Annotated in this window: 20 protein-coding genes and 1 tRNA gene; 10 read left to right on the forward strand and 11 right to left on the reverse strand. The window is 67.5% G+C overall.

The genetic code is table 11. From position 1 onward, the window contains the following. Window positions 1–70: 70 nt before the first annotated feature. Window positions 71–144: transfer RNA gene (locus tag FSV73_RS11645), tRNA-Gly, on the reverse strand. A gap of 133 nt (window positions 145–277) precedes the next feature. Between FSV73_RS11645 and FSV73_RS11650 the strand changes: the two genes are divergently transcribed. From FSV73_RS11650 to FSV73_RS11665, 4 genes are all read left to right on the forward strand, one after another. Next, a complete protein-coding gene (locus tag FSV73_RS11650; protein ID WP_145007865.1) occupies window positions 278–1,339 on the forward strand; it encodes a M4 family metallopeptidase in 1,062 nt (353 codons plus the stop codon). A gap of 27 nt (window positions 1,340–1,366) precedes the next feature. After that, window positions 1,367–1,702, forward strand: coding sequence for a protealysin inhibitor emfourin (locus FSV73_RS11655; protein WP_017640065.1), 336 nt, complete (start codon window positions 1,367–1,369; stop codon window positions 1,700–1,702). Between the two features lie 173 nt (window positions 1,703–1,875). Beyond that, window positions 1,876–2,547: a SatD family protein gene (locus FSV73_RS11660; RefSeq protein WP_260856061.1), complete on the forward strand. Its 672-nt coding sequence runs from the start codon at window positions 1,876–1,878 to the stop codon at window positions 2,545–2,547. Then, entirely contained in the window at window positions 2,544–3,005 is a 462-nt protein-coding gene (locus FSV73_RS11665; protein WP_145007867.1) for a hypothetical protein, read from the forward strand. The genes FSV73_RS11660 and FSV73_RS11665 overlap by 4 nt, the downstream gene beginning before the upstream one ends. A gap of 2 nt (window positions 3,006–3,007) precedes the next feature. Here FSV73_RS11665 and FSV73_RS11670 read toward each other — a convergent pair whose 3' ends face one another. Beyond that, entirely contained in the window at window positions 3,008–4,039 is a 1,032-nt protein-coding gene (locus tag FSV73_RS11670) for an MBL fold metallo-hydrolase (protein ID WP_145007869.1), read from the reverse strand. A 63-nt stretch (window positions 4,040–4,102) separates the two neighbouring features. Between FSV73_RS11670 and FSV73_RS11675 the strand changes: the two genes are divergently transcribed. After that, the gene (locus FSV73_RS11675; RefSeq protein WP_145007872.1) at window positions 4,103–4,717 is read left to right on the forward strand and encodes a pseudouridine synthase; all 615 of its coding nucleotides are present in this window, start codon (window positions 4,103–4,105) and stop codon (window positions 4,715–4,717) included. A 57-nt stretch (window positions 4,718–4,774) separates the two neighbouring features. Here the strand turns inward: FSV73_RS11675 and FSV73_RS11680 are convergent, their stop codons facing one another. Together FSV73_RS11680 and FSV73_RS11685 are read right to left on the reverse strand one after the other, a co-directional pair. Then, window positions 4,775–5,740 carry a HAMP domain-containing protein gene (locus FSV73_RS11680; protein ID WP_145007874.1) on the reverse strand — a complete coding sequence of 322 codons (966 nt, stop codon included), beginning with the start codon at window positions 5,738–5,740 and terminating at the stop codon, window positions 4,775–4,777. A gap of 62 nt (window positions 5,741–5,802) precedes the next feature. Next, the gene (locus tag FSV73_RS11685) at window positions 5,803–6,402 is read right to left on the reverse strand and encodes a LysE/ArgO family amino acid transporter (protein WP_145007876.1); all 600 of its coding nucleotides are present in this window, start codon (window positions 6,400–6,402) and stop codon (window positions 5,803–5,805) included. Between the two features lie 99 nt (window positions 6,403–6,501). Between FSV73_RS11685 and FSV73_RS11690 the strand changes: the two genes are divergently transcribed. Then, on the forward strand, window positions 6,502–7,389 hold the full coding sequence (locus FSV73_RS11690) for a LysR family transcriptional regulator ArgP (RefSeq protein WP_145007878.1): 888 nt from the start codon (window positions 6,502–6,504) through the stop codon (window positions 7,387–7,389). Between the two features lie 82 nt (window positions 7,390–7,471). Then, window positions 7,472–8,416, forward strand: a complete 945-nt coding sequence (locus FSV73_RS11695; RefSeq protein WP_145007880.1) for an NAD-dependent epimerase/dehydratase family protein — start codon at window positions 7,472–7,474, stop codon at window positions 8,414–8,416. Here the strand turns inward: FSV73_RS11695 and FSV73_RS11700 are convergent. Next, a complete protein-coding gene (locus FSV73_RS11700) occupies window positions 8,392–8,688 on the reverse strand; it encodes a hypothetical protein (RefSeq protein ID WP_145007882.1) in 297 nt (98 codons plus the stop codon). The genes FSV73_RS11695 and FSV73_RS11700 overlap by 25 nt on opposite strands. 255 nt (window positions 8,689–8,943) lie before the next feature. On the opposite strand from FSV73_RS11700, the gene FSV73_RS11705 reads away from it, so the two are divergent. Further along, entirely contained in the window at window positions 8,944–9,801 is an 858-nt protein-coding gene (locus FSV73_RS11705) for an ATPase (protein ID WP_145007884.1), read from the forward strand. Here FSV73_RS11705 and FSV73_RS11710 read toward each other — a convergent pair. From FSV73_RS11710 to FSV73_RS11725, 4 genes are read right to left on the reverse strand one after another with little or no spacing between them, the layout of a single operon-like run. Next, entirely contained in the window at window positions 9,782–10,846 is a 1,065-nt protein-coding gene (locus FSV73_RS11710; RefSeq protein ID WP_145007886.1) for an ion transporter, read from the reverse strand. The two genes, FSV73_RS11705 and FSV73_RS11710, sit on opposite strands and share 20 nt — an antisense overlap. Further along, window positions 10,843–11,403, reverse strand: a complete 561-nt coding sequence (locus FSV73_RS11715; protein WP_145007889.1) for a cob(I)yrinic acid a,c-diamide adenosyltransferase — start codon at window positions 11,401–11,403, stop codon at window positions 10,843–10,845. Before FSV73_RS11715 ends, FSV73_RS11710 begins: the two co-directional genes overlap by 4 nt. A 20-nt stretch (window positions 11,404–11,423) precedes the next feature. Continuing rightward, on the reverse strand, window positions 11,424–13,445 hold the full coding sequence (locus FSV73_RS11720; RefSeq protein ID WP_145007891.1) for a sensor histidine kinase: 2,022 nt from the start codon (window positions 13,443–13,445) through the stop codon (window positions 11,424–11,426). Window positions 13,446–13,488: 43 nt separating this feature from the next. Continuing rightward, a complete protein-coding gene (locus FSV73_RS11725; protein WP_145007893.1) occupies window positions 13,489–14,403 on the reverse strand; it encodes a putative 2-dehydropantoate 2-reductase in 915 nt (304 codons plus the stop codon). 123 nt (window positions 14,404–14,526) lie between these two features. On the opposite strand from FSV73_RS11725, the gene FSV73_RS11730 reads away from it, so the two are divergent. Together FSV73_RS11730 and FSV73_RS11735 are read left to right on the forward strand one after the other, a co-directional pair. Continuing rightward, window positions 14,527–15,006: a YajQ family cyclic di-GMP-binding protein gene (locus FSV73_RS11730; protein ID WP_017640080.1), complete on the forward strand. Its 480-nt coding sequence runs from the start codon at window positions 14,527–14,529 to the stop codon at window positions 15,004–15,006. Between the two features lie 98 nt (window positions 15,007–15,104). Beyond that, window positions 15,105–15,977 carry a mechanosensitive ion channel family protein gene (locus FSV73_RS11735; RefSeq protein ID WP_145007895.1) on the forward strand — a complete coding sequence of 291 codons (873 nt, stop codon included), beginning with the start codon at window positions 15,105–15,107 and terminating at the stop codon, window positions 15,975–15,977. Between the two features lie 27 nt (window positions 15,978–16,004). Here the strand turns inward: FSV73_RS11735 and FSV73_RS11740 are convergent, their stop codons facing one another. Together FSV73_RS11740 and FSV73_RS11745 are read right to left on the reverse strand one after the other, a co-directional pair. Further along, window positions 16,005–17,723: an AmpG family muropeptide MFS transporter gene (locus FSV73_RS11740; protein ID WP_145007897.1), complete on the reverse strand. Its 1,719-nt coding sequence runs from the start codon at window positions 17,721–17,723 to the stop codon at window positions 16,005–16,007. 28 nt (window positions 17,724–17,751) lie between these two features. After that, the gene (locus FSV73_RS11745; protein WP_145007899.1) at window positions 17,752–18,090 is read right to left on the reverse strand and encodes an MGMT family protein; all 339 of its coding nucleotides are present in this window, start codon (window positions 18,088–18,090) and stop codon (window positions 17,752–17,754) included. Between the last annotated feature and the right edge of the window lie 129 nt (window positions 18,091–18,219).

Raw genomic sequence — 18,219 nt, forward strand, 5'->3', positions numbered from 1 at the left:
GCGGGGCCCGGAAACACAACGGCCCCCAATCAGCAGGTCCGCGAGGACTGATTGGAGGCCGTCTACAATCTGGAGCGGGCGAAGGGAATCGAACCCTCGTCATGAGCTTGGGAAGCTCAGGTAATGCCATTATACGACGCCCGCGTGGGGTGCCTTTGTACCAGAAGCTTGCGCCGGGGTGAAGAGGTGGGAGTCGTCTGGGTGTTTTGCGGTCGAAGGAGTAGAGGCCGCACGCAGCGGTGACCGGGGACCCTGTCCCCACAGGAGGAGGGCGCGCATGTCTCGCAACCAGGGCACCATCCAGGGGGTGATTCCCCCCTACATTCTTGGCCGCATCATCGATCATGGCGACGAACACCAGCGTTCCTGCGCCCTGACCACTCTGAGTCATGTCCAGAGTCTGCTGCACAATCCCGGCCGGCCCGGGGTGCGCCAGGCGCCGGTCGGGCCGCTGCCGCGCACCGATGACGCCAGTCCGCAACGCAGCATCTTCGATGCCGGCAACGCCATGCAGCTGCCGGGGCGGCTGGTGCGCCAGGAGGGGCAGGCGGCGGTCAGCGACGTGGCGGTGGACGAGGCCTACGACTACCTGGGCGCCACCTTCACCTTCTTCAACGAGGTGTTCGGCCGCAATTCCATCGATGGCCAGGGCCTGCCGCTGGCGGGCACCGTCCACTATGGCCAGGAGTACCAGAACGCCTTCTGGAACGGCGAGCAGATGGTCTTCGGCGACGGCGACGGCGAGATCTTCAACAGGTTCACCATTGCCCTGGACGTCATCGCCCACGAGCTGGCCCATGGCGTCACCGAAAGCGAGGCGGGCCTGGTGTACTTCAACCAGTCCGGCGCGCTCAACGAATCGGTGTCCGATGTCTTCGGCATCCTGGTCAAGCAGTACCAGCTCAAGCAGACCGCCGCCGCGGCGGACTGGATCATAGGCGCCGGGCTGCTGACCGAGAAGATCAACGGCAAAGGCCTGAGATCCATGGCCGAGCCGGGCACCGCCTACGATGACCCGACCCTGGGCAAGGATCCCCAGCCTGGCCATATGCGCGACTACATAGAAACGCGCGAAGACAACGGTGGCGTCCACCTCAACTCGGGTATCCCCAATCGGGCGTTCTATCTCGCAGCGGTGGCCCTGGGTGGCTATGCCTGGGAGAAGGCCGGGCCGATCTGGTACGACACCCTCTGCGACAGTCGCCTGGCCAACGATGCGGACTTCGCCGCCTTCGCCCGCCTGACGGTGTCCAATGCCGGCCGCCGCTTCGGTGCCGAATCGGCGGAGGTCCGGGCGGTCGAGGAGGCCTGGGCTGGCGTGGGCGTCACCCTCATCTAGCGGTGCCCGGCACCGAGGAGCATGGCAATGCGCGAACTACCCCCGCTGGGCAAGGACACCGTGGTACGGCTCTCGCGGCAGGGCGGTTTCGCGCCCCTGCATGCCCTGAGCAAGCCACGCGAGATCGAATTCGGCCAGTACGACAGCGCCCAGCGCGGGCGCATCTGCTCGGTGCTGGAGCGCTGCCTGCCGGAATCCGGCGAGCCGACCCAGGTCGGCCGCGGCGACCAGCGCTACTTCAAGGTGGAGCTGCGCTTTCGGCCGCAGCCCGCCGAGCAGGAAGACGAGCTGACCCTGCTGATCCCCGAAGACCGTGCGCCCAGCGAACTGGTGCGGCTGTGGGACAAGGGGTTGGTGGAGTAGGACTGACTGTCAGGGCGGACTTCAATTGGCTACCAAGCGAGAGCCCTTTGATTGCCGTCACATTCATCTACCAGGGCGTCGATCTTTTTCCGAAAGTGCGCACAGGGCTGGCACATCCATAGCATTTATGGGTAAAAAGGTTTTATTGACCCTTTTACGGTTCCATTTCGGAAATGACCCAAAAGCAGGTAAAAGCGCCCCGTACGCTTGCGGTGGTAATGGGCGATCTGGTGCAAAGCGAGCGCGCCGACGATGTGGCTGAGTTGCACAGGACATTCAACGACGCGGTGGCTCATCAGAATGAACGCTATGCCGACGCGTTGGCGTCGCCACTGACCATCACCCTTGGCGACGAATTCCAGGGTTTGCTGACTTCCCTAAGTGCTGGAGCCCAGTTGCTGCGGGACATGCGATTGGATCTTCTGCAGCGTGATATCGATTGCCGCTTCGTCCTGGGGTTGGCCAGGATCGAAACGCCAGTCAATCCAGCGCAGGCGTGGAACATGATGGGGCCTGGCTTGAGCCGCAGTCGGCACAAACTCGATGGGAAGAGCGCGATTTCTCGCTATGGTTTCTCATTGCCGCAAGAGCCGCTCATGGAGATCGCTCTCGATGGGCTTGGCGTGGGTTTGACGGTCATCGAAAAAGGTTGGACGCAACGCCAATTGGCCGATATCGCGGCACTGCTCAATGGCCAGGCGCCCGCAGCGTTGGCGGAGCAACGTCAGGTGTCGGTCCATAGCATCTATAAAGTACGTACCTCTGGGCATTTCGACGCCTATCAACGGCAATGGAACGCTGTGATAGAGGTGCTGGCAGATCTTGACAAGGGATTGGAGCAATGAGCGTCTGGCTGCAGGGACTGCATGCGCTCGCCTATACCGGAAGTGCGTTGGTCCTGTTGACCACAGTAGGCAATGTCCTGTGTCGCGAGCTACTCACCCACCTGGGGCAGCCGCCGGTAACGGACTCGCCTGCTGCCGGTGCCTATTCGGCTGGGCGGCTCATTGGTTGGCTCGAGCGCCTGGTATTGGCAGCGGGACTGCTCGGCAATAGCTGGGAAATCCTGGCTGCGGTGATCGCGCTGAAGACCGTCGCGCGTTTCAAGGAGTTGGATCGGCAGGACTTCGCCGAATACTTTCTAGTCGGTTCGCTGTTCAGCATTCTCTGGGCCCTGGTGATCACGGCTGGCTGGATGCTCTATGACCAGCAGCTGGGAGTCGGTATACGGGCCGCCCTGCTGGAAGGACTCAGCCCCTCAGCGTTACCGCCTCTGATAGAGGCGCCGAAAGGCAGCCGCTGACCTCAGGGCACCGACCAGACCTCACCCGGCGTTGGCGCCCGGAAATCCGCATCCGCCAGGCCATGCAGGGCCCGCGCCTGGGCCAAGTCGCGGGGCGGGGCGAATTGCGCTTCGTCGCTGAGCGGAAAGGTGCCGAAGTGGATGCCCAGGCTGCTTTGGGCTTCCAGCGTCTGGTGGGCGCGCACGGCATCGTCGGGATTGAGGTGGCTGTCCCGCATGAACCAGCGCGGCTCATAGGCGCCGATGGGCAGGGCGGCGAAGCGCGGCGCGCCCAGCCGCTCGCGGATCTGCGCGAAGTGCGGTCCCCAGCCGGTATCGCCGGCGAAATAGACCGGCCCCGCCGGCGCCTCCAGCACGAAGCCACCCCAGAGCCGCCGATTGGTGTCGAAGCGACTGCGCGCCGACCAGTGCTGGCCGGGTACCAGGTGCAGGCGCAGCCCCGCCTTGAGCGGCAGGCTCTGCCACCAGTCCAGTTCCTCGACCGTGACGAAGCCGGTCTCGCGCCGGATCAGCTCGGCGTTGCCCAGGGGCGTCACCACCGGCGTCAGCGGGGAGCGCTCGGCCAGGCGCCTGAGGGTCGCCAGGTCCATGTGATCGTAGTGGCTGTGGCTGACGAAGATCAGGTCCAGCGGTGGCAGGTCGTCCAGCGCCACGCCCGGGGCGTGCTGGCGCTGCGGGCCGATGAAGGTGAAGGGGCTGACCCGGTCTGACCAGACCGGATCGGTGAGGATATTGAGGCCTTCATGCTGGATCAGCAGGGTGGCGTGGTTGACGAAGGTGACCCGCAGCTCGCGCCCCGCGACGCGGGTCGCGGGGCGGGTGGGCACTGCCGGGCCGTCCTGCCAGGTCCACTGCGGACGGGTCCGGGTGAACTGCCACTTGAGCAGCGTCCAGAGGCTCTTGTCCTCCCGCGACGCCAGGTTGTAGAAGCGCTCGCCGTCGAAATGATCGGAGCGCGGGCCTTCGTAGGCCGACGAGGCGCAGCCGGCCAGGGCGAGGAGGTGGATCAGCCACAGCGGACGGAAGATGCGCATGGGACCTCGGACGATTAGACTGAGCGGTCCAGCTTACCCCTTCGCTAGCCGCCGTCGATCCCCATGTCGCGAAATCCTCGTTCCGCTTCCGGCCCCCGCCCCCGCCGCCAGGCCAAGGCACCGCCAGCCGCGCCACGGCTGCTGCTGCTCAACAAACCCTTCGACGTGCTCACCCAGTTCGCCGACGCCGACGGCCGCGCCACGCTGAAGGCCTACGTCGCGGTGCCTGGCGTCTATCCCGCCGGCCGCCTGGACCGTGACAGCGAAGGCCTGCTGCTGTTGACCAACGATGGTCAGCTGCAGGCGCGCATCGCCGATCCCAAGCACAAGCTGGCGAAGACCTACTGGGCGCAGGTGGAGGGTACGCCCAGCGAGGAACAGCTGCAGCGCCTGCGCCAGGGGGTCGAACTCAACGATGGCCCGACCCTGCCGGCCGAGGCGCGGCTGTTGGCCGAGCCGCCAGTACTCTGGGAGCGCGATCCGCCGGTGCGTTTTCGCAAGAGCGTGCCGACCGCCTGGGTGGAACTGACCATCCGCGAAGGCCGCAATCGCCAGGTGCGCCGCATGACGGCCGCGGTCGGCTTGCCGACCCTGCGGCTGGTACGGGTGCGCATCGGTCCCTGGAGCCTGGCTGACCTGGCACCGGGGGAGTGGCGCGAGGTGCCGGCGCGGCTCTAGCCTCTGGACCAGGGTGCCTGCGCTCGGCGACGGGTCGTGCAGAAGCCGGTGCCAGGGTCAGTCCTGTCGCTCGCTGGCGGCTTCCTGCAGGTCGCCGGCGATGTCGGCGAGGCGCCGGCTGACGTCCTTCAGCAGCTGCGGATCCAGTTCGCGCGGCGCCTGGCCCGGTTCGGTGAGCAGCTGGCTGGCCAGCAGGGCGCTCAGCGCCCCGACCTCGGTGGCCTGGCGGCGCAGGTCGTGGGTGTGCTGGACCGCGGCGTCGCGCAGCAGATTGGTGCTGTGGGTCAGCCGACCCAGCTCGTCGTCCCGGCCATTGGGCAGGCGCTCGCCGAAGCGACCGCGGGCCAGCAGCCCCAGTTGCCGCGCGCAGGCCACCAGCGGATCGACCAGCCGGCGCTCCACCAGGCGCACGCCGAGGAACAGCAGGCCGCCGCCGCAGAGCAGCAGCGCCAGGCCGCCGAGCAGGATGTCGCGTTGCGCCTCGGCGCGGATGGTGGCGATCTGGGCGGCGGTGCGCCCGTGCAGTTCGCTGACCAGGGTGGCGAAGCCTTCGGCGGTTTCCCGGTCGATGCCGCGGACCTCGGCATCGCCCCGGCGGGGATCGCGGTCATGGGCGAGATAGGCGGCCTGGCCGGCGCGATAGCGCTCGCCCAGGCGTCCGTGCTGGGCGCGCAGGGCCTGCAGGCGCGGTTGCAGATCGGGATCGACCGTGGCGGCCAGCTGCCGCAGGCGCTGGTCGACCTCCGCCTCGCGACTCAGGAACGCCTGCCAGTAGCGCTCAGCGGTGGCGGCATCACCGCCGCGCAGCAGGAAGTTCTTCCACTCCTGCACCTGGATCTTGAAGACCAGGTGGGTATCGTCGACCTCCACCAGGCGCTCCAGGGGGCCTTCGATCAGCTGCTGGTAGCGATGGAGTTCGCGGGAGAGCAGGGCGAAGCCGGCCAGGGCGATCAGCAGCATCAGCAGCAGGCTGCCGCCGAAGAGGAGCAGGCTCTGGCTGCGGAGCGAGCGGGCGAAAGGCATGGGCAATCTCGACAGGGAACGCAGAGCCGCAGCTTAGGGCGCCCGCTCGCCGAAGGCCAGCCTCAGGCCGAGGCCAGCAACTGGCCGGCGACGGCGAACATCACCAGCGCCACCAGCAGGTCGATCAGCCGCCAGACGTTCGGCCGGGCCAGGTAGGGCGCGGCCCAGGCGGCGCCCAGGGCGAGGCCGAAGAACCACAGCAGGGAGGCGGTGGCGGCGCCGAACACATAGGCCAGGGGGGCGGCCTGCTGGCTACCCAGCGAACCCACCAGCAGTACCGTGTCCAGGTAGACGTGGGGATTGAGCAGGGAGACCGCCGCCGCCGCGAGCAGGGCCTGGCGGCGACTGCGCGGAAGGCTGGCCTCCAGGCTGCCCAGGGCGGCGGGCTGCCAGGCCCGGCGCAGGGCCTGGACGCCGTACCAGATCAGGAAGGCCGCACCGCCCCAGCGCAGGATGTCCACCAGCAGTGGGCTGTGCTGGATCAGCGCGGCCAGGCCCAGCACCCCGGCGGCCACCAGGATCACATCGCAGGCCAGGCAGAAGGTGGCGATGGCCAGGTGGTGCTCGCGGCGCAGGCCCTGGGCCAGCAGGTAGGTGTTCTGGGCGCCCAGGGCCATGATGAGGCTGGCCATGGTCAGCAGGCCGGTGAAGTAGCTGTTCATTATGCGGTCAGTGCCTGGTGGTCGCGGAATGGCTGCCACCTTGCCGGCTTGGGGTGTATAAGAAAAACCAATATTCCTTATGCAGCATTAGCTGAATCGATGATCGACTACAAATTGCTGGAAGCCCTGGCGGTGGTGGTGGAGGAGGGTGGCTTCGAACGCGCGGCGCGACGCCTGGGCCTGTCGCAGTCGGCGGTCTCGCAACGCATAAAACTGCTCGAAGCTCGGGTCGGCCAGGCGGTGCTGGTCCGCGAGACGCCGCCCCAGCCCACCGCCCCGGGCCTGCGCCTGCTGCGCCATATCCAGCAGGTGCGCTTGCTGGAAGCCGATCTGGGCAGCGAGGTGCCGGGCCTGGCCGAAGAAGCCCCGCAGCGGCTGCGGATCGCCCTCAATGCCGACAGCCTGGCCAACTGGTGGCCGGCCGCGGTCGGGCCCTGGATCGGCGACCAGCGGATCCTGCTGGATCTGGTGGTGGAGGACCAGGACGTGGTGCTGCGCCGCATGCGCGCGGGCGAGGTGGCGGCCTGCCTCTGCGCCAGCGGCCAGCCCCTGGCCGGTGCCCGGGTCAGCGCGCTCGGCGCCATGCGCTACCGGGCCCTGGCCAGTCCCGCCTTCCGTGCCCGGCGGCTGGCCGCGTTGCCAGACCCCCGCGCCCTGGTACGGGCGCCCGCCATCGTCTTCGGTCCGGACGACCGGCTGCAGCATCGTTACCTGGAACAGCTCGGCATCACCCAGCCCTTCGATTACCACCTGTGCCCGTCCGCCGAGGGTTTCCTGCAGATGACCCAGAGCGGCATCGGCTGGGGCCTGCTGCCGGACATCCAGAGCGCCGCCGCCCGCGCCAGCGGTACCCTGGTGGATCTGATGCCGGGCCAGTGGGTGGACGTGCCGCTGTTCTGGCACCACTGGCGCAACGGCGGCGCCGCCCTGCAGGCCCTGACCCGGCACCTGGAAGGCGTTGCCGGTCAGTGGCTGGTACGCGACTAGCGGCGGCCGGCCGAGGCTTTGGTTACACTGGCGGACCGGTCGACAGCGTCGCGACCGCGGCCTTTCAGGGAATCCCAGCGACATGCGTATCTTGATCACGGGCGCCAGCGATGCCCTCGGTGCGGGCCTGGCCTGCGATCTGCTCGACCGCGGCCAACTGGTGCGCGTGCACGGCCGGCCCGGAGCGACCCTGGATGCCCTGGTCGAGCGCGGCGCCGAATATCGCCCCGCCTTGCTCGACCAGCCCGCGCAGGTGGTGGCGCTGTGCGACGACATCGATGCCGTCGCCCACTGCACCGACGTGGCCGGCATGCCCACCGCGGCCGCCCTGGAACTCGGCCAGGTGCTGATCGAGGCGGCCTTGCAGCAGCGGGTCGCGCAATTCCTCTACGTCTCTTCCGCCCGCGTCTACGAGCGCGGGGGCGCGGCGCTCAAGGAGGATCAGGTACCGGCCAAGCCGCGCAGCAGCGAGGCCCAGTGGCGTCTGCAACTGGAGCGCCTGGCCCTGGCGGCCGGTGAATTCGGTCCGCAGGTGACGGTGCTGCGCCCGGCCCAGGTACTCGGCCTGGCCGACCGCGACTGGGCCCGCTGGCTGCTTGAACGCGCTCGCGCCAAGCAGCTCTGGCAGCGTGGCAACGGCCTCAATCGCTGGGACTTCACCAGTGCGACCAATCTGCGCCAGGCACTGCTGACGCTGCTGCTGGAGCAGCCGGCGACGGCGGCCGGCAAGGTCTTCAACCTTAGCGATGGCCAACCACTGGTGTGCTGGGACGCCATCAACTTCCTGCTGCGGCGCTTCGAGCTGCCACCCGTGACCGCGACCAAGGTCTTCGATCCCCGGCGGCTCTATGCCCGGCTGCGTGCGCCTCGTCTCGCCTCGCCCTGGCCCGAATTGCTGGACGGCCCCTTCACCCTGGACATCCGCGCCGCGCAGGAGGCCTTCGGCTATAGACCCGAGGCCAGTTCCTGGGCGGCGCTGGAAGAGTATCGTCCACGTGGGCGTCAGCCCCGCAGCGGACCGGCGTAGCGATTCGCGGCAGCGAGGAACTCCTGGCTGACGAAGCCCGACTCCTGGAGCGCCAGCCTGGGCTGCGGCCGTTCCGCGGGCAGGGGCAGGCCACCGAGCGCCGCCAGCCGTTGGCCCAGCTCGCGGGTCTCGGCATCCTCGGCGCCCAGGCTGGCAGCCAGCAGCCGCGGGATGGCGTCGACCTCGTCGAGGCGAATCTTCAGCCCCTGTTCCTGACGCAACCGACGCCGCAGGGCGGTGAGGCAATCGAAGAAGGCTTTGCTGTATTCCATGCTGACGCAGCTCCAATGGCGATGAAGCCTGATGTGACGCAAAGCTCGTACCAGAAGCCGGAGATCCAGGTATCACGCAGCTCGATGGGCATGGCGGTGTTCCCGCTGCGCCGTGATGGCGCATTGATATCGACGCCGTATGAGTTTCGGTGCACGATCCCGATACGAAAGCTGCGGCCGGCTACCTCGCGCCCGGGGTGTCGGCCGTTATACTGGCCGCGATTTCGTCTTTCCGCCTTTGCCCACAGGTCCGCCATGCGCAACGATCTTCTCGATGAAATGGATAACGTGCCGAGTCTGACGCCGGAGCGTGACGACCGCCGGCCGTCGAATCGGCGTCCGGTCGAGGCTGACGAGCCCTATCGCGAACCCACTGCCGGGCATTCGCCGCGGGCGGCGCGGCGCGGACCTGCCACGGCGCCACTCTGGGTACTGGTCGCCGCCCTGACCCTGGCCCTGGCCGGCGTCGCCTGGTGGAGTCATCAGCAACTGCTGCTGATGCAGGAGCAGGTGGTGGCCACCCAGGAGAACTTCGCCCGCATCAGCGAAGACGCCCAGGGCCGTCTGAGGGATATCTCCGGCAAGCTGGTGGAGAACGAGTCCTCCGGCACTACCAGTCGCGAAGCCTTGCTGCTGCAGGTCAAGACGTTGCAGGCCAGGGTCGCCGATCTAACCCGCCAGCAGCAGGGCGTGACCGACAACCAGCAGGCGCAGGACAACCGGCTGCAGACTCTTGCCACGGCAGTGCAGACGGTACAGACCGGCAGCGGCGAGGTGGATACCCGCCTGAAGGCCCTGGCCGACGAGCAGGCCGCGCTGAAGAATGGCCTGGCCCAGACCGGCAGTCTGGCCGAGCAGATCGCCAGCCTGACAGCGCAGAACAAGGCGTTGCAGGCGGACATCGCCGCGCTGAAGAAACCGAGCGCCCAGAGCCAGACCCTGGGCGACATCCAACAGGACCTGCTGGTGCTGCGCAGTGAGCTGGATGCCCGGCCGGTAGGGCCGGACAGCAAGGAATTCGACGCCTTCCGCCTGCAGACCACCAGGAACATCAACACCCTGCAGACCCAGGTGCAGAACCTGCAGCAGCAGATCAGCGCCGGGGCGCGTTGATCGGATCGATCTCGCTGCGTTGCCATTCCTGCGGCCAGAGCTCGCCATCCAGCTGGTCGAGCCGCCGCTGCAGGACCTTCTGCTTGAAGACCTCGAGGATCTCCACCAGCACGTCGTCCAGGGCGCTGTCCTGAGCACCGCTAGGCAGGCTTTGATCGAAGCCCTGGTCGGCTAGGCGACTGGCCAGGGCGCGAAAGTCGCGGGTGCGCAGACTGGCCGCCGCTTCCCGCACCAGGCCGTTGACGATGTCGGTGAGTACCCCGTCCAGGGTATCGGCCAGGCGCTCGCCCATGGGCAGGCGCTTGAGCCGGGCGAGGTCGGGGTTGTCGTCCAGCGCCCGTTGCACCACGTCGGCGACCAGCCGCTCCAGAGTGGCGCGATTCTGCGTATAACCCTGTTCCACCAGGCCCTGGATGCGCAGTGCCATGCCGTCGATCAGTCGCTGCTTGCGCGGACGGAGGACGCGGTCGATGACGCTCTGGGAGAAGTCATCGCGGGTATTCAGCTCGTCCTGCAATTCGCCGCAGATCTTGATCATCACCCGGTCCGACAGGTCTTCCATGAGCAGCTGGTAGTAATGGTCGAACAGGCGATAGGGCCGCCAGCGGCGCATGTCGATCAGGCCCAGGCGCTGCAGGCGCAACAGTAGCGAGACGATGCGCAGCGCCCGCAGCAGGCGGAAGCCGCCCAGCGGAATGCAGCCGAGCACGTCGTACCAGTGGATGAAGGGATAGTGGTACCAGCGGGCGTGCCGCCGCTCGACCACCGCCACCAGCCAACCGAGCAGCACGTCGGCGATGAAGAAGGCGACGAATACCAGGTCGATACTGGTGAAATGGGCATGGATGCGCTCGCCATAGAAGGCATGAAAGCCGGGCAGCAGCGCGGCCAGGGCGCGATTCAGCGGACCCAGGGCGTAGAGGCTGTCGAACAGCAGCAGCGCCAGGTTCAGGCAGACCAACAGCAGGATCAGACCGTCCCAGAGGGCGAGCAGCCCCTCGTGGCGGCGCGCCGGTGGCGCCGGGGGCGCGGTCGGCGCGCTCATGGCCGCGCGGCCTGCCAGAGCACCTCGCTCACCCCCTGGCGGCGGGCGACGATGCGCGCCGCGACGAACAGCAGGTCGGACAGCCGGTTGAGATAGGGCAGGCCCTGGCCTTCCAGGGGTTCCACGGCATGCAGGCTCCGGCAACGGCGCTCGGCGCTGCGCGCCAGGGTGCGGCAGACGTGGGCCTGGGCGACGGCGCGGGAGCCGCCGGGCAGGATGAAGTTTTCCAGCGGACCCAGTTCGGTGTTCCAGCCGTCGATGGCCTGCTCCAGCCGCTCGATCTCCACCGCGTGCAGGGCCCGATAGCTGGGCATGGCCAATTCGCCCCCCAGGTCGAATAGCCGGTGCTGGCAGGGCGCCAGGACCGCGCTCACCTCGGCCAGGCGGGCGTCGTCGGCCAGGTCTGCAAGCAACAGGCCCAGGGCGCTGTTGAGTTCGTCCACCGCGCCGATGGCTTCGATACGCGGATGGTCCTTGGGCACCCGGCTACCGTCGGCGAGACCGGTGTCGCCGGCGTCGCCCTGGCGGGTGTAGATCTCGGTGAGGCGAAAACCCATGGCACGGCTCCTGGCTGAGTCTAGACCGCGTCGAAATCGGCCTGGACGAGGGGCAGGCGCAGGGTGAAGCAGGTCCCTACGCCGGGCGTGGAGTGCACCTCCATTTGCCCCTTGTGGTTGTTGGTGATGATGAAATACGACACCGACAGGCCCAGGCCGGTGCCCTGGCCCACTTCCTTGGTGGTGAAGAAGGGCTCGAAGATGCGCTTGCAGATGTCCTCGGGGATGCCAATGCCGTTGTCTTCCACCTGGATCTCCGCCCAGCCGCCGCGCAGCTTGGTGCGCAAGGTGATGCGGCCGTATTCGCCTTCTTCCTCGTCGTCCCTGAGGTGGATGGCCTGGGCGGCGTTCTTCAGCAGGTTGAGCAGCACCTGCTCCAGTTCGTTGGCGATCACCGGCACCGGCCCCAGCGCCGGATCGAATTCGCGCAGGATGGACAGGGTACGGAAGTCGAAGCCCTCGGCCAGGTCGAAGTCATTGCCCGCGATCTCGATGGCCTGGTCGATCAGCGGCGGCAGTTCGCTGGCTTCCATCTTGCGATTGCTGCGGCGGCTGAAGGCGAGCATGTGGCTGACGATCTTCGCCGCGCGGCTGCCGGCCTGGTGGATGCCGTCGAGCAGCCGCGGGATCTGCCGGCTCTCCAGGTAGCAGTTCACCGCGTTGAGCTCGACGCCGGATTCGGCGGCCTGCTCCAGATTCTTCGGCAACTCCGGCGACAGCCGCCGGCGGATGTTCTGCACGTTGTGCAGGATAGCGCCCAGCGGATTGTTGATCTCGTGGGCCATGCCGGCGGCCAGCCCACCGACCGAGAGCATCTTTTCCGACTGCACCATCATCTCTTCCATGTTCAGGCGCTGGGTGATGTCGTCGATGCGGATCACCACGCCGCGCCCGGCGCCGCCCATCAGCGGGTAGAAGGTGAGGGTGTAGTGGCGGGGGGTGTCGGTCAGCGCCCAGGTCACCCGCTCCACCTTTTCCACCCGCAGCAGCTCGGCGGTGCGGCTCAGTTGCGGCAGGAAGGGCTTGAGCGAGGGAAAGGCGAGGAACACCGGCTGGTTCAGCGCCTCGTCCAGCTGGGTGCCGGAGAGGTGGGTGGCCTCCTGGTTCCACTGGGTGACGTAGAACTGCTCGTCCACCGCGATCAAGGCCGAGGGCATGGAATCGATGATGCTGTTGAGGTAGTTCTGGAAACCGGTGAGCTTCTTCTCGATCTTGCCACGCACCTGCACCTCCAGCTCCAGCTTGCGGTTGGAGCGACGGGTTTCCTCGGCCAGGCTTTGGGCCTGGAGCACCGCGTACTGGGCGTCGTCGCGGGCGCGCTTGAGTTGCTGCTCGCGGCCCTGGATGCGGCCGAGCATGGTGTTGAAGGATTCTGCCAGGCGCCCCAGTTCGTCCTCGCTGCCCTTGCTGGCGCGCAGCGAATAGTTTTCCTCGCGGGTCACCTGGCGCGAGAGTTCTTCCAGCTCGCGGATCGGCAGGGTGATGAGCCGCTTGATCTGCCGCGCCACCACCAGCCAGAGCAGGATGCTGAAGGTCAGGATGGCCAGGCTGGCGGTCAGGGTGCCGCGGTAGAAGGCCCCCGGCAATTCGCTGCTGGCGACCAGCAGCAGGTGGCCGGGTGGACCCTCGGGGCGGGGCAGTTCCACCAGCAGGTTGGTGCGGAATTCGCGCAGGCGCCAGGTCTGCAGCTCCTCGAAACGCTCGGGTACCTGCAGCCGGTCACCGTTGTGCAACTCGGCCAGGCGCTGGCCCTGGCTGTCGTAGACCGCCGCCAGGCGCAGCGGGGCATAGCCGTCCAGCTGGTGCAGCTGGACCGCGGCGGCGTCCGGCGAGGCCAGCACCGCACGGCTCAGCACGGGGCTGGCGAACAGCCGGCCGAGGGTCTGCAGCGCCTGGGGCGCCACGCTTTCCTGGGAGATCCAGTAGGCGGCGCTGATGAAGGTCACGTTGGCCACCACCAGCACCGCGATCATCATCACCAGCAGGGCGGCCAGCAACTTGCGACCGACCGGGAGATTCTTCAGGCGTTTGGCGAGGATCATGGGGCAGCCGTTCCAGCGAGGGGACGGGCAGGGTAGCCCGCAGCTAGTCCACGGGCAATCCGCGCTCCGCGAGCCTCGCCTGCAGGCGCTGGTGGACGTCGGTGAGGTGCGGCACCGGCAGGCGCAGGCGCTGGGCGATCGGCAAGGCATGGCCGAGCAGATAGCTCACCTCGGTGCGTTGGCCACGCTCCACGTCCTGCAGCATCGAGGAACGGTTGTGGGCGGTGGCGGCGATCACCGCCTCGACCTCCTGCTGGAGGCCTTGGGCCGCCGGGGCGAGGCCCATGGCCTCCAGCAGCGCCACCAGTTCGTCGCACAGCGCCGTGACCTCCGGTAGCTGCTGGCGCAGTTCGCCGTTGCGGCAGCGATGCAGCACCGTCAGCGGATTGATGGCGCAGTTGATTGCCAGCTTGCGCCACAGCCGGGCATCGATGTCGTCGGTCCAGCGCAGCGGGAAACCCAGGGCGCTGAGGGTCTCCAGCCAGGGCGGTGGGGTATGGCTGCCGAGCTGGTCGCCGATCCAGGTCTGGCCGGCACCGGCCGCCACCACGTGGAAATCGGTCTCGCGGAAGGCGCCCTCGGTGGTGCTCGCCCGCAGGCACCGCGCCCGCGGGATCCGCGCCGCCACCGCGTCCTGGCTGCCGAGACCGTTCTGCAGGAGCAGGATCTCGGCCTCCGGCTCCAGGCGGGCGGCGACGCTGGCGATGGCGTCCTCGGCGTCATAGCTCTTGCAGGCCAGCAGCAACCGGCGGATCGGATTGGCCGCCTCGGGCGTCTCGGCGGGCAGCGGATAGAGGCTGGTGATCTCGCCCTCGGTGAGGTGCAGGCCGCCCCTGGCGCGGTACTGGGCCAGGCGCGTGCGATCGCGCAGGATCAGCCGCACCGGTTCGCCGCCGCGAAACAGCCGTGCCGCCCAGAGTCCGCCGAGACTGCCGGCGCCCAGTACGTGCCAGCTCACGAGTGTGACTCCAACGTCGATTCCTTGCACATGGTCGGATTCCTGAGGAAGAGGGCCAGTCGTTATAATGGTCGGTCATGCCGCAGCGTCAAGGCTGCCCCATCCCAACCGAGGAGAAAATCCATGCCTTCCTTCGACGTGGTATCGGAGCTGGACAAGCACGAAGTCACCAACGCCGTGGACAACGCCATGAAGGAGCTCGAACGCCGCTACGACCTGCGCGGCAAGGGCAGCTTCGAGGCCAAGGACCTGACCGTGACCCTCACCGCCGACGCCGATTTCCAGCTCGAGCAGATGCTGGAGATCCTCAAGGTCAACCTGGCCAAGCGCAAGATCGACGTCCAGTGCCTGGAGGTCAAGGATGCCTACGCCTCCGGCAAGACCGTGAAGCAGGAAACCACCCTGCGCGAGGGCATCGACAAGGAGCTGGCGAAGAAGATCGTCGCCCTGATTAAGGACAGCAAGATCAAGGTCCAGGCCGCCATCCAGGGCGAGCAGGTGCGCGTCACCGGCAAGAAGCGCGACGAGTTGCAGGAGGTCATTGCCCTGCTGCGTGGCCAGTCCCTGGGCATGCCGCTGCAGTTCGACAACTTCCGCGACTGAGTCCCGCTCCGGAACCTCTCGGCCTACCGTCCGTCGCACATAGGGCGCCGCCCTTGCGGCCGCGCCCGACTTTTTTCCTGTGCGTGGAGAGGTAGACGATGGATTTTAGTGCCCAGACCGATCACCTGCTGACGGCCTTCACGGCCTGGATACCGGTGATCCTGCAATATTGCGGCAAGGTGCTGCTGGCCCTGATCACCCTGTGGATCGGCTGGTGGATCATCAATCGCCTCACCGGGCGGCTGGCCGCGCTGTTCACCCTGAGGCACATGGACCAGGCCCTGGAAACCTTCGTGGTGACCCTGGTCAACATCGGCCTCAAGGTGATGCTGGTGATCAGCGTCGCCTCGATGATCGGCATCGCCACCACCTCCTTCGTCGCCGCCCTCGGCGCCGCCAGCCTGGCCATCGGCCTGTCGCTGCAGGGGAGCCTGGCCAACTTCGCCGGCGGGGTGCTGATCCTGCTGTTCCGCCCGTTCAAGATCGGCGACTACATCGAGGCCCAGGGCGTGCAGGGCACCGTCGACTCGATCCAGATCTTCCACACCGTGCTGCGCACCGGCGACAACAAGACCGTCACCATCCCCAACGGCAACCTGTCCAACGGTATCATCACCAATCAGTCGCGGCAGACCACCCGGCAGATCGTCTTCGACGTCAAGGTGGGCTATGACGCCGATCTGCAGAAGGCCAAGCAGGTACTGACCGACATGGCCAAAGATCCGCGGGTCCTGGACAATCCCGCGCCCGCCATCGTGGTGGCCGGCCTGGGCGATACCTTCATCACCGTGTCCCTGCGCTGCTGGACCGCCAACAGTGACTTCTGGGGCACCCAGTTCAGCTTCAACGAGCAGATCCGCGACCGGCTGCGCGCCGAAGGCATCGACATCGCACTGCCCAGCCGGGTGGTGAAGGTGGTGGGCGACAAGGGCGACGACCGCGCCACGGCGGCGGCGCGCGGCGAAGCCTAGCCGGGCAGGGGGCGGCCGCTGGCCGCCTCAGTGTCCCTTGGCGGATTCGCTGGCGACCGGGGTGCGGCGCTGGCGCAGCCAGAGCGTCCCGATCAGCAGCAGCGTGGGGATGCCCATCAGGGCGGTCAGGGAGAAGAAGGAGCTGTAGCCGACGTGCTCCACCATGGCCCCCGAATAACCGCCCAGTAGCCGCGGCAACAGCAGCATCAGCGAGCTGAGCATGGCGTACTGGGTGGCCGAGAACCTCAGGTTGGTCAGGCTCGACAGGTAGGCGACGAAGGCCGAGGTGGCCATGCCGCCGCTGATGTTGTCGGCGCAGATGGTGGCGATCAGCAGCGGCACGTTGGCGCCGGTGGAGGCGATCAGCACGAACAGCAGGTTGGTCAGCGCCGAGGCGGCGCCACCGAGGAACAGGATGGGCAGGATCCCCGCCCGGGTGATCAGCACCCCGCCCAGGCCGGCGCCGAGCAGGGTCATGAACACCCCGAAGATCTTGCTGACCCCGGCGATGGTTTCCTTGCTGTAGCCCACGTCGATATAGAAGACGCTGGCCATCACCCCCATCACCGTATCGGACAGCCGATAGGTGGAAATCAGGCCGAGCAGCAGCAGCGCCTGCCATTGGTAACGCTGGATGAACTCGGTGATGGGGGTGAGCACCGGGGCCATCAGCCGGCGTCCGGGCGCGGTGAGGCACAGCCAGGCGATCAGGGCGTACATCAGGCCCCGTGGCCAGTAGCCCCCGGCGAAGGCCGACAGCCCCCCGGTGACCGCCACGATGAGCACGATCAGCAGGATCACCGAGACCATCTGGTGCACGAAGTCGAAGCGCGGCAGTTCCTCGGCATTGGCCGCGTCACGCAGCCGCAGGGGTTCGCGCATGCGCCGCATGAGGTCGCTCAGCGGCTTGGAGCAATAGCGGCCCCAGGGCGACAGGCAGCCGACGATGAACAGGGTGTAGAGCAGGGCGCGTGGCCACGCCTGGGCGATCGCCGCATTGATGGCGGCCGGGAGGGAGATCAGCATCACCAGCAGCAGCGCCACCGCCACCAGCTGGTGGTTGAAGCCGAAGCGCGATTCCGCCATGGCCATGGGCGCGGCCGGCTCCGGCTCGCGGATCAGCACGCTGGTCACCAACCCCGGCAACACTAGCAGGGCGAACAGCATGTAGGTGGTGGCCCAGGCGCTCTGGCTGTAGCCGAGCCTGGACGAGCCCAGCTCCTCGGCGAGGAACAGGGCGCCGGCGCTGGCCAGCAGGGCGGCGATGCGGTAACCGGTCATGTAGCAGGCGGCGAGCGCGGCCTGGCGGTCGTCGTCGGCGATTTCCAGACGATAGGCGTCCACCGCGATGTCCTGGGTGGCCGAGGCGAAGGCCACCAGCACCGCCAGGGCGATCAACTGCTCCAGGTGCTGCTGCGGATTGCACAGCGCCATGCCGACCAGCCCCAGACCGACCAGGATCTGCGACAGCACCAGCCAGGAACGGCGGCGGCCGAGCTTGCCGATCAGCGGCAGTTTCCAGAGGTCGAGCATCGGCGACCAGACCCACTTGAAGGCATAGGCCAGGCCGATCCAGCTGGCGTAGCCGATGGTCTCGCGACTCACGCCGGCTTCGCGCAGCCACACCGACAGGGTGGAGAACACCAGCATGGCCGGCAGGCCCGCGGCGAAACCCAGCAGCAGCATGGCCAGACAGGCCCTGGATTTGTAGGTGGAGACGGCTTCACGCCAGAAACGTGCAAACATGCCCTTGGGCTCGGAAAAAACGCGCACTCTACTCGACACTCTCAGCTGGATTCCACCGGTACCGACGCATGTCCACCCGGTCCTCGTGCAGCAATACGCCTTCGGCGCGCAAGCGCTCGCGCTGCTCGCGTCCGGACGGGCTGTCGCGGGTCAGGCTCGGCCGCCCATCCGCCGCGATCACCCGATGCCAGGGCAGGGCGCTGCCCTCTGGCAAGCGCCCCAGCACCCAACCCACCCAGCGCGCCCCACGCCCCAGGCCGGCGAGTTCCGCCAGCTGGCCGTAGCTGACCACCCGCCCTGCGGGAATGGCGGCCAGCGCCAGGAACACTGCCTGGCGACGAGGTTCGGGGAGAGGAGAGGCGGTCATGACGTCCTGTTGCTCCGGGGACAGAGTGCCAGTGTGCCGAAAAGTTTGGTTACGGTGGTGCTGAAACGTGTCGAGCTGCCGCATTCTTCCAGGATGACCCGCCTTTGAGCGGTATTTCCGGAAACTTGC

This window comes from Pseudomonas oryzihabitans (assembly GCF_007665395.1).
GTDB lineage: Bacteria > Pseudomonadota > Gammaproteobacteria > Pseudomonadales > Pseudomonadaceae > Chryseomonas > Chryseomonas psychrotolerans_C.

Bases quoted from the DNA above. Each gene is read 5' to 3' on its own strand.
- FSV73_RS11700 (WP_145007882.1), bottom strand. From the start codon at position 8,688: ATGGAATACAGCAAAGCCTTCTTCGATTGCCTCACCGCCCTGCGGCGT.
- FSV73_RS11655 (WP_017640065.1), top strand. From the start codon at position 1,367: ATGCGCGAACTACCCCCGCTGGGCAAGGACACCGTGGTACGGCTCTCG.
- FSV73_RS11710 (WP_145007886.1), bottom strand. From the start codon at position 10,846: ATGAGCGCGCCGACCGCGCCCCCGGCGCCACCGGCGCGCCGCCACGAG.
- FSV73_RS11720 (WP_145007891.1), bottom strand. From the start codon at position 13,445: ATGATCCTCGCCAAACGCCTGAAGAATCTCCCGGTCGGTCGCAAGTTG.
- FSV73_RS11690 (WP_145007878.1), top strand. From the start codon at position 6,502: ATGATCGACTACAAATTGCTGGAAGCCCTGGCGGTGGTGGTGGAGGAG.
- FSV73_RS11665 (WP_145007867.1), top strand. From the start codon at position 2,544: ATGAGCGTCTGGCTGCAGGGACTGCATGCGCTCGCCTATACCGGAAGT.
- FSV73_RS11735 (WP_145007895.1), top strand. From the start codon at position 15,105: ATGGATTTTAGTGCCCAGACCGATCACCTGCTGACGGCCTTCACGGCC.
- FSV73_RS11670 (WP_145007869.1), bottom strand. From the start codon at position 4,039: ATGCGCATCTTCCGTCCGCTGTGGCTGATCCACCTCCTCGCCCTGGCC.
- FSV73_RS11675 (WP_145007872.1), top strand. From the start codon at position 4,103: ATGTCGCGAAATCCTCGTTCCGCTTCCGGCCCCCGCCCCCGCCGCCAG.
- FSV73_RS11650 (WP_145007865.1), top strand. From the start codon at position 278: ATGTCTCGCAACCAGGGCACCATCCAGGGGGTGATTCCCCCCTACATT.
- FSV73_RS11740 (WP_145007897.1), bottom strand. From the start codon at position 17,723: ATGTTTGCACGTTTCTGGCGTGAAGCCGTCTCCACCTACAAATCCAGG.
- FSV73_RS11660 (WP_260856061.1), top strand. From the start codon at position 1,876: ATGACCCAAAAGCAGGTAAAAGCGCCCCGTACGCTTGCGGTGGTAATG.
- FSV73_RS11695 (WP_145007880.1), top strand. From the start codon at position 7,472: ATGCGTATCTTGATCACGGGCGCCAGCGATGCCCTCGGTGCGGGCCTG.
- FSV73_RS11705 (WP_145007884.1), top strand. From the start codon at position 8,944: ATGCGCAACGATCTTCTCGATGAAATGGATAACGTGCCGAGTCTGACG.
- FSV73_RS11715 (WP_145007889.1), bottom strand. From the start codon at position 11,403: ATGGGTTTTCGCCTCACCGAGATCTACACCCGCCAGGGCGACGCCGGC.
- FSV73_RS11685 (WP_145007876.1), bottom strand. From the start codon at position 6,402: ATGAACAGCTACTTCACCGGCCTGCTGACCATGGCCAGCCTCATCATG.
- FSV73_RS11730 (WP_017640080.1), top strand. From the start codon at position 14,527: ATGCCTTCCTTCGACGTGGTATCGGAGCTGGACAAGCACGAAGTCACC.
- FSV73_RS11680 (WP_145007874.1), bottom strand. From the start codon at position 5,740: ATGCCTTTCGCCCGCTCGCTCCGCAGCCAGAGCCTGCTCCTCTTCGGC.
- FSV73_RS11745 (WP_145007899.1), bottom strand. From the start codon at position 18,090: ATGACCGCCTCTCCTCTCCCCGAACCTCGTCGCCAGGCAGTGTTCCTG.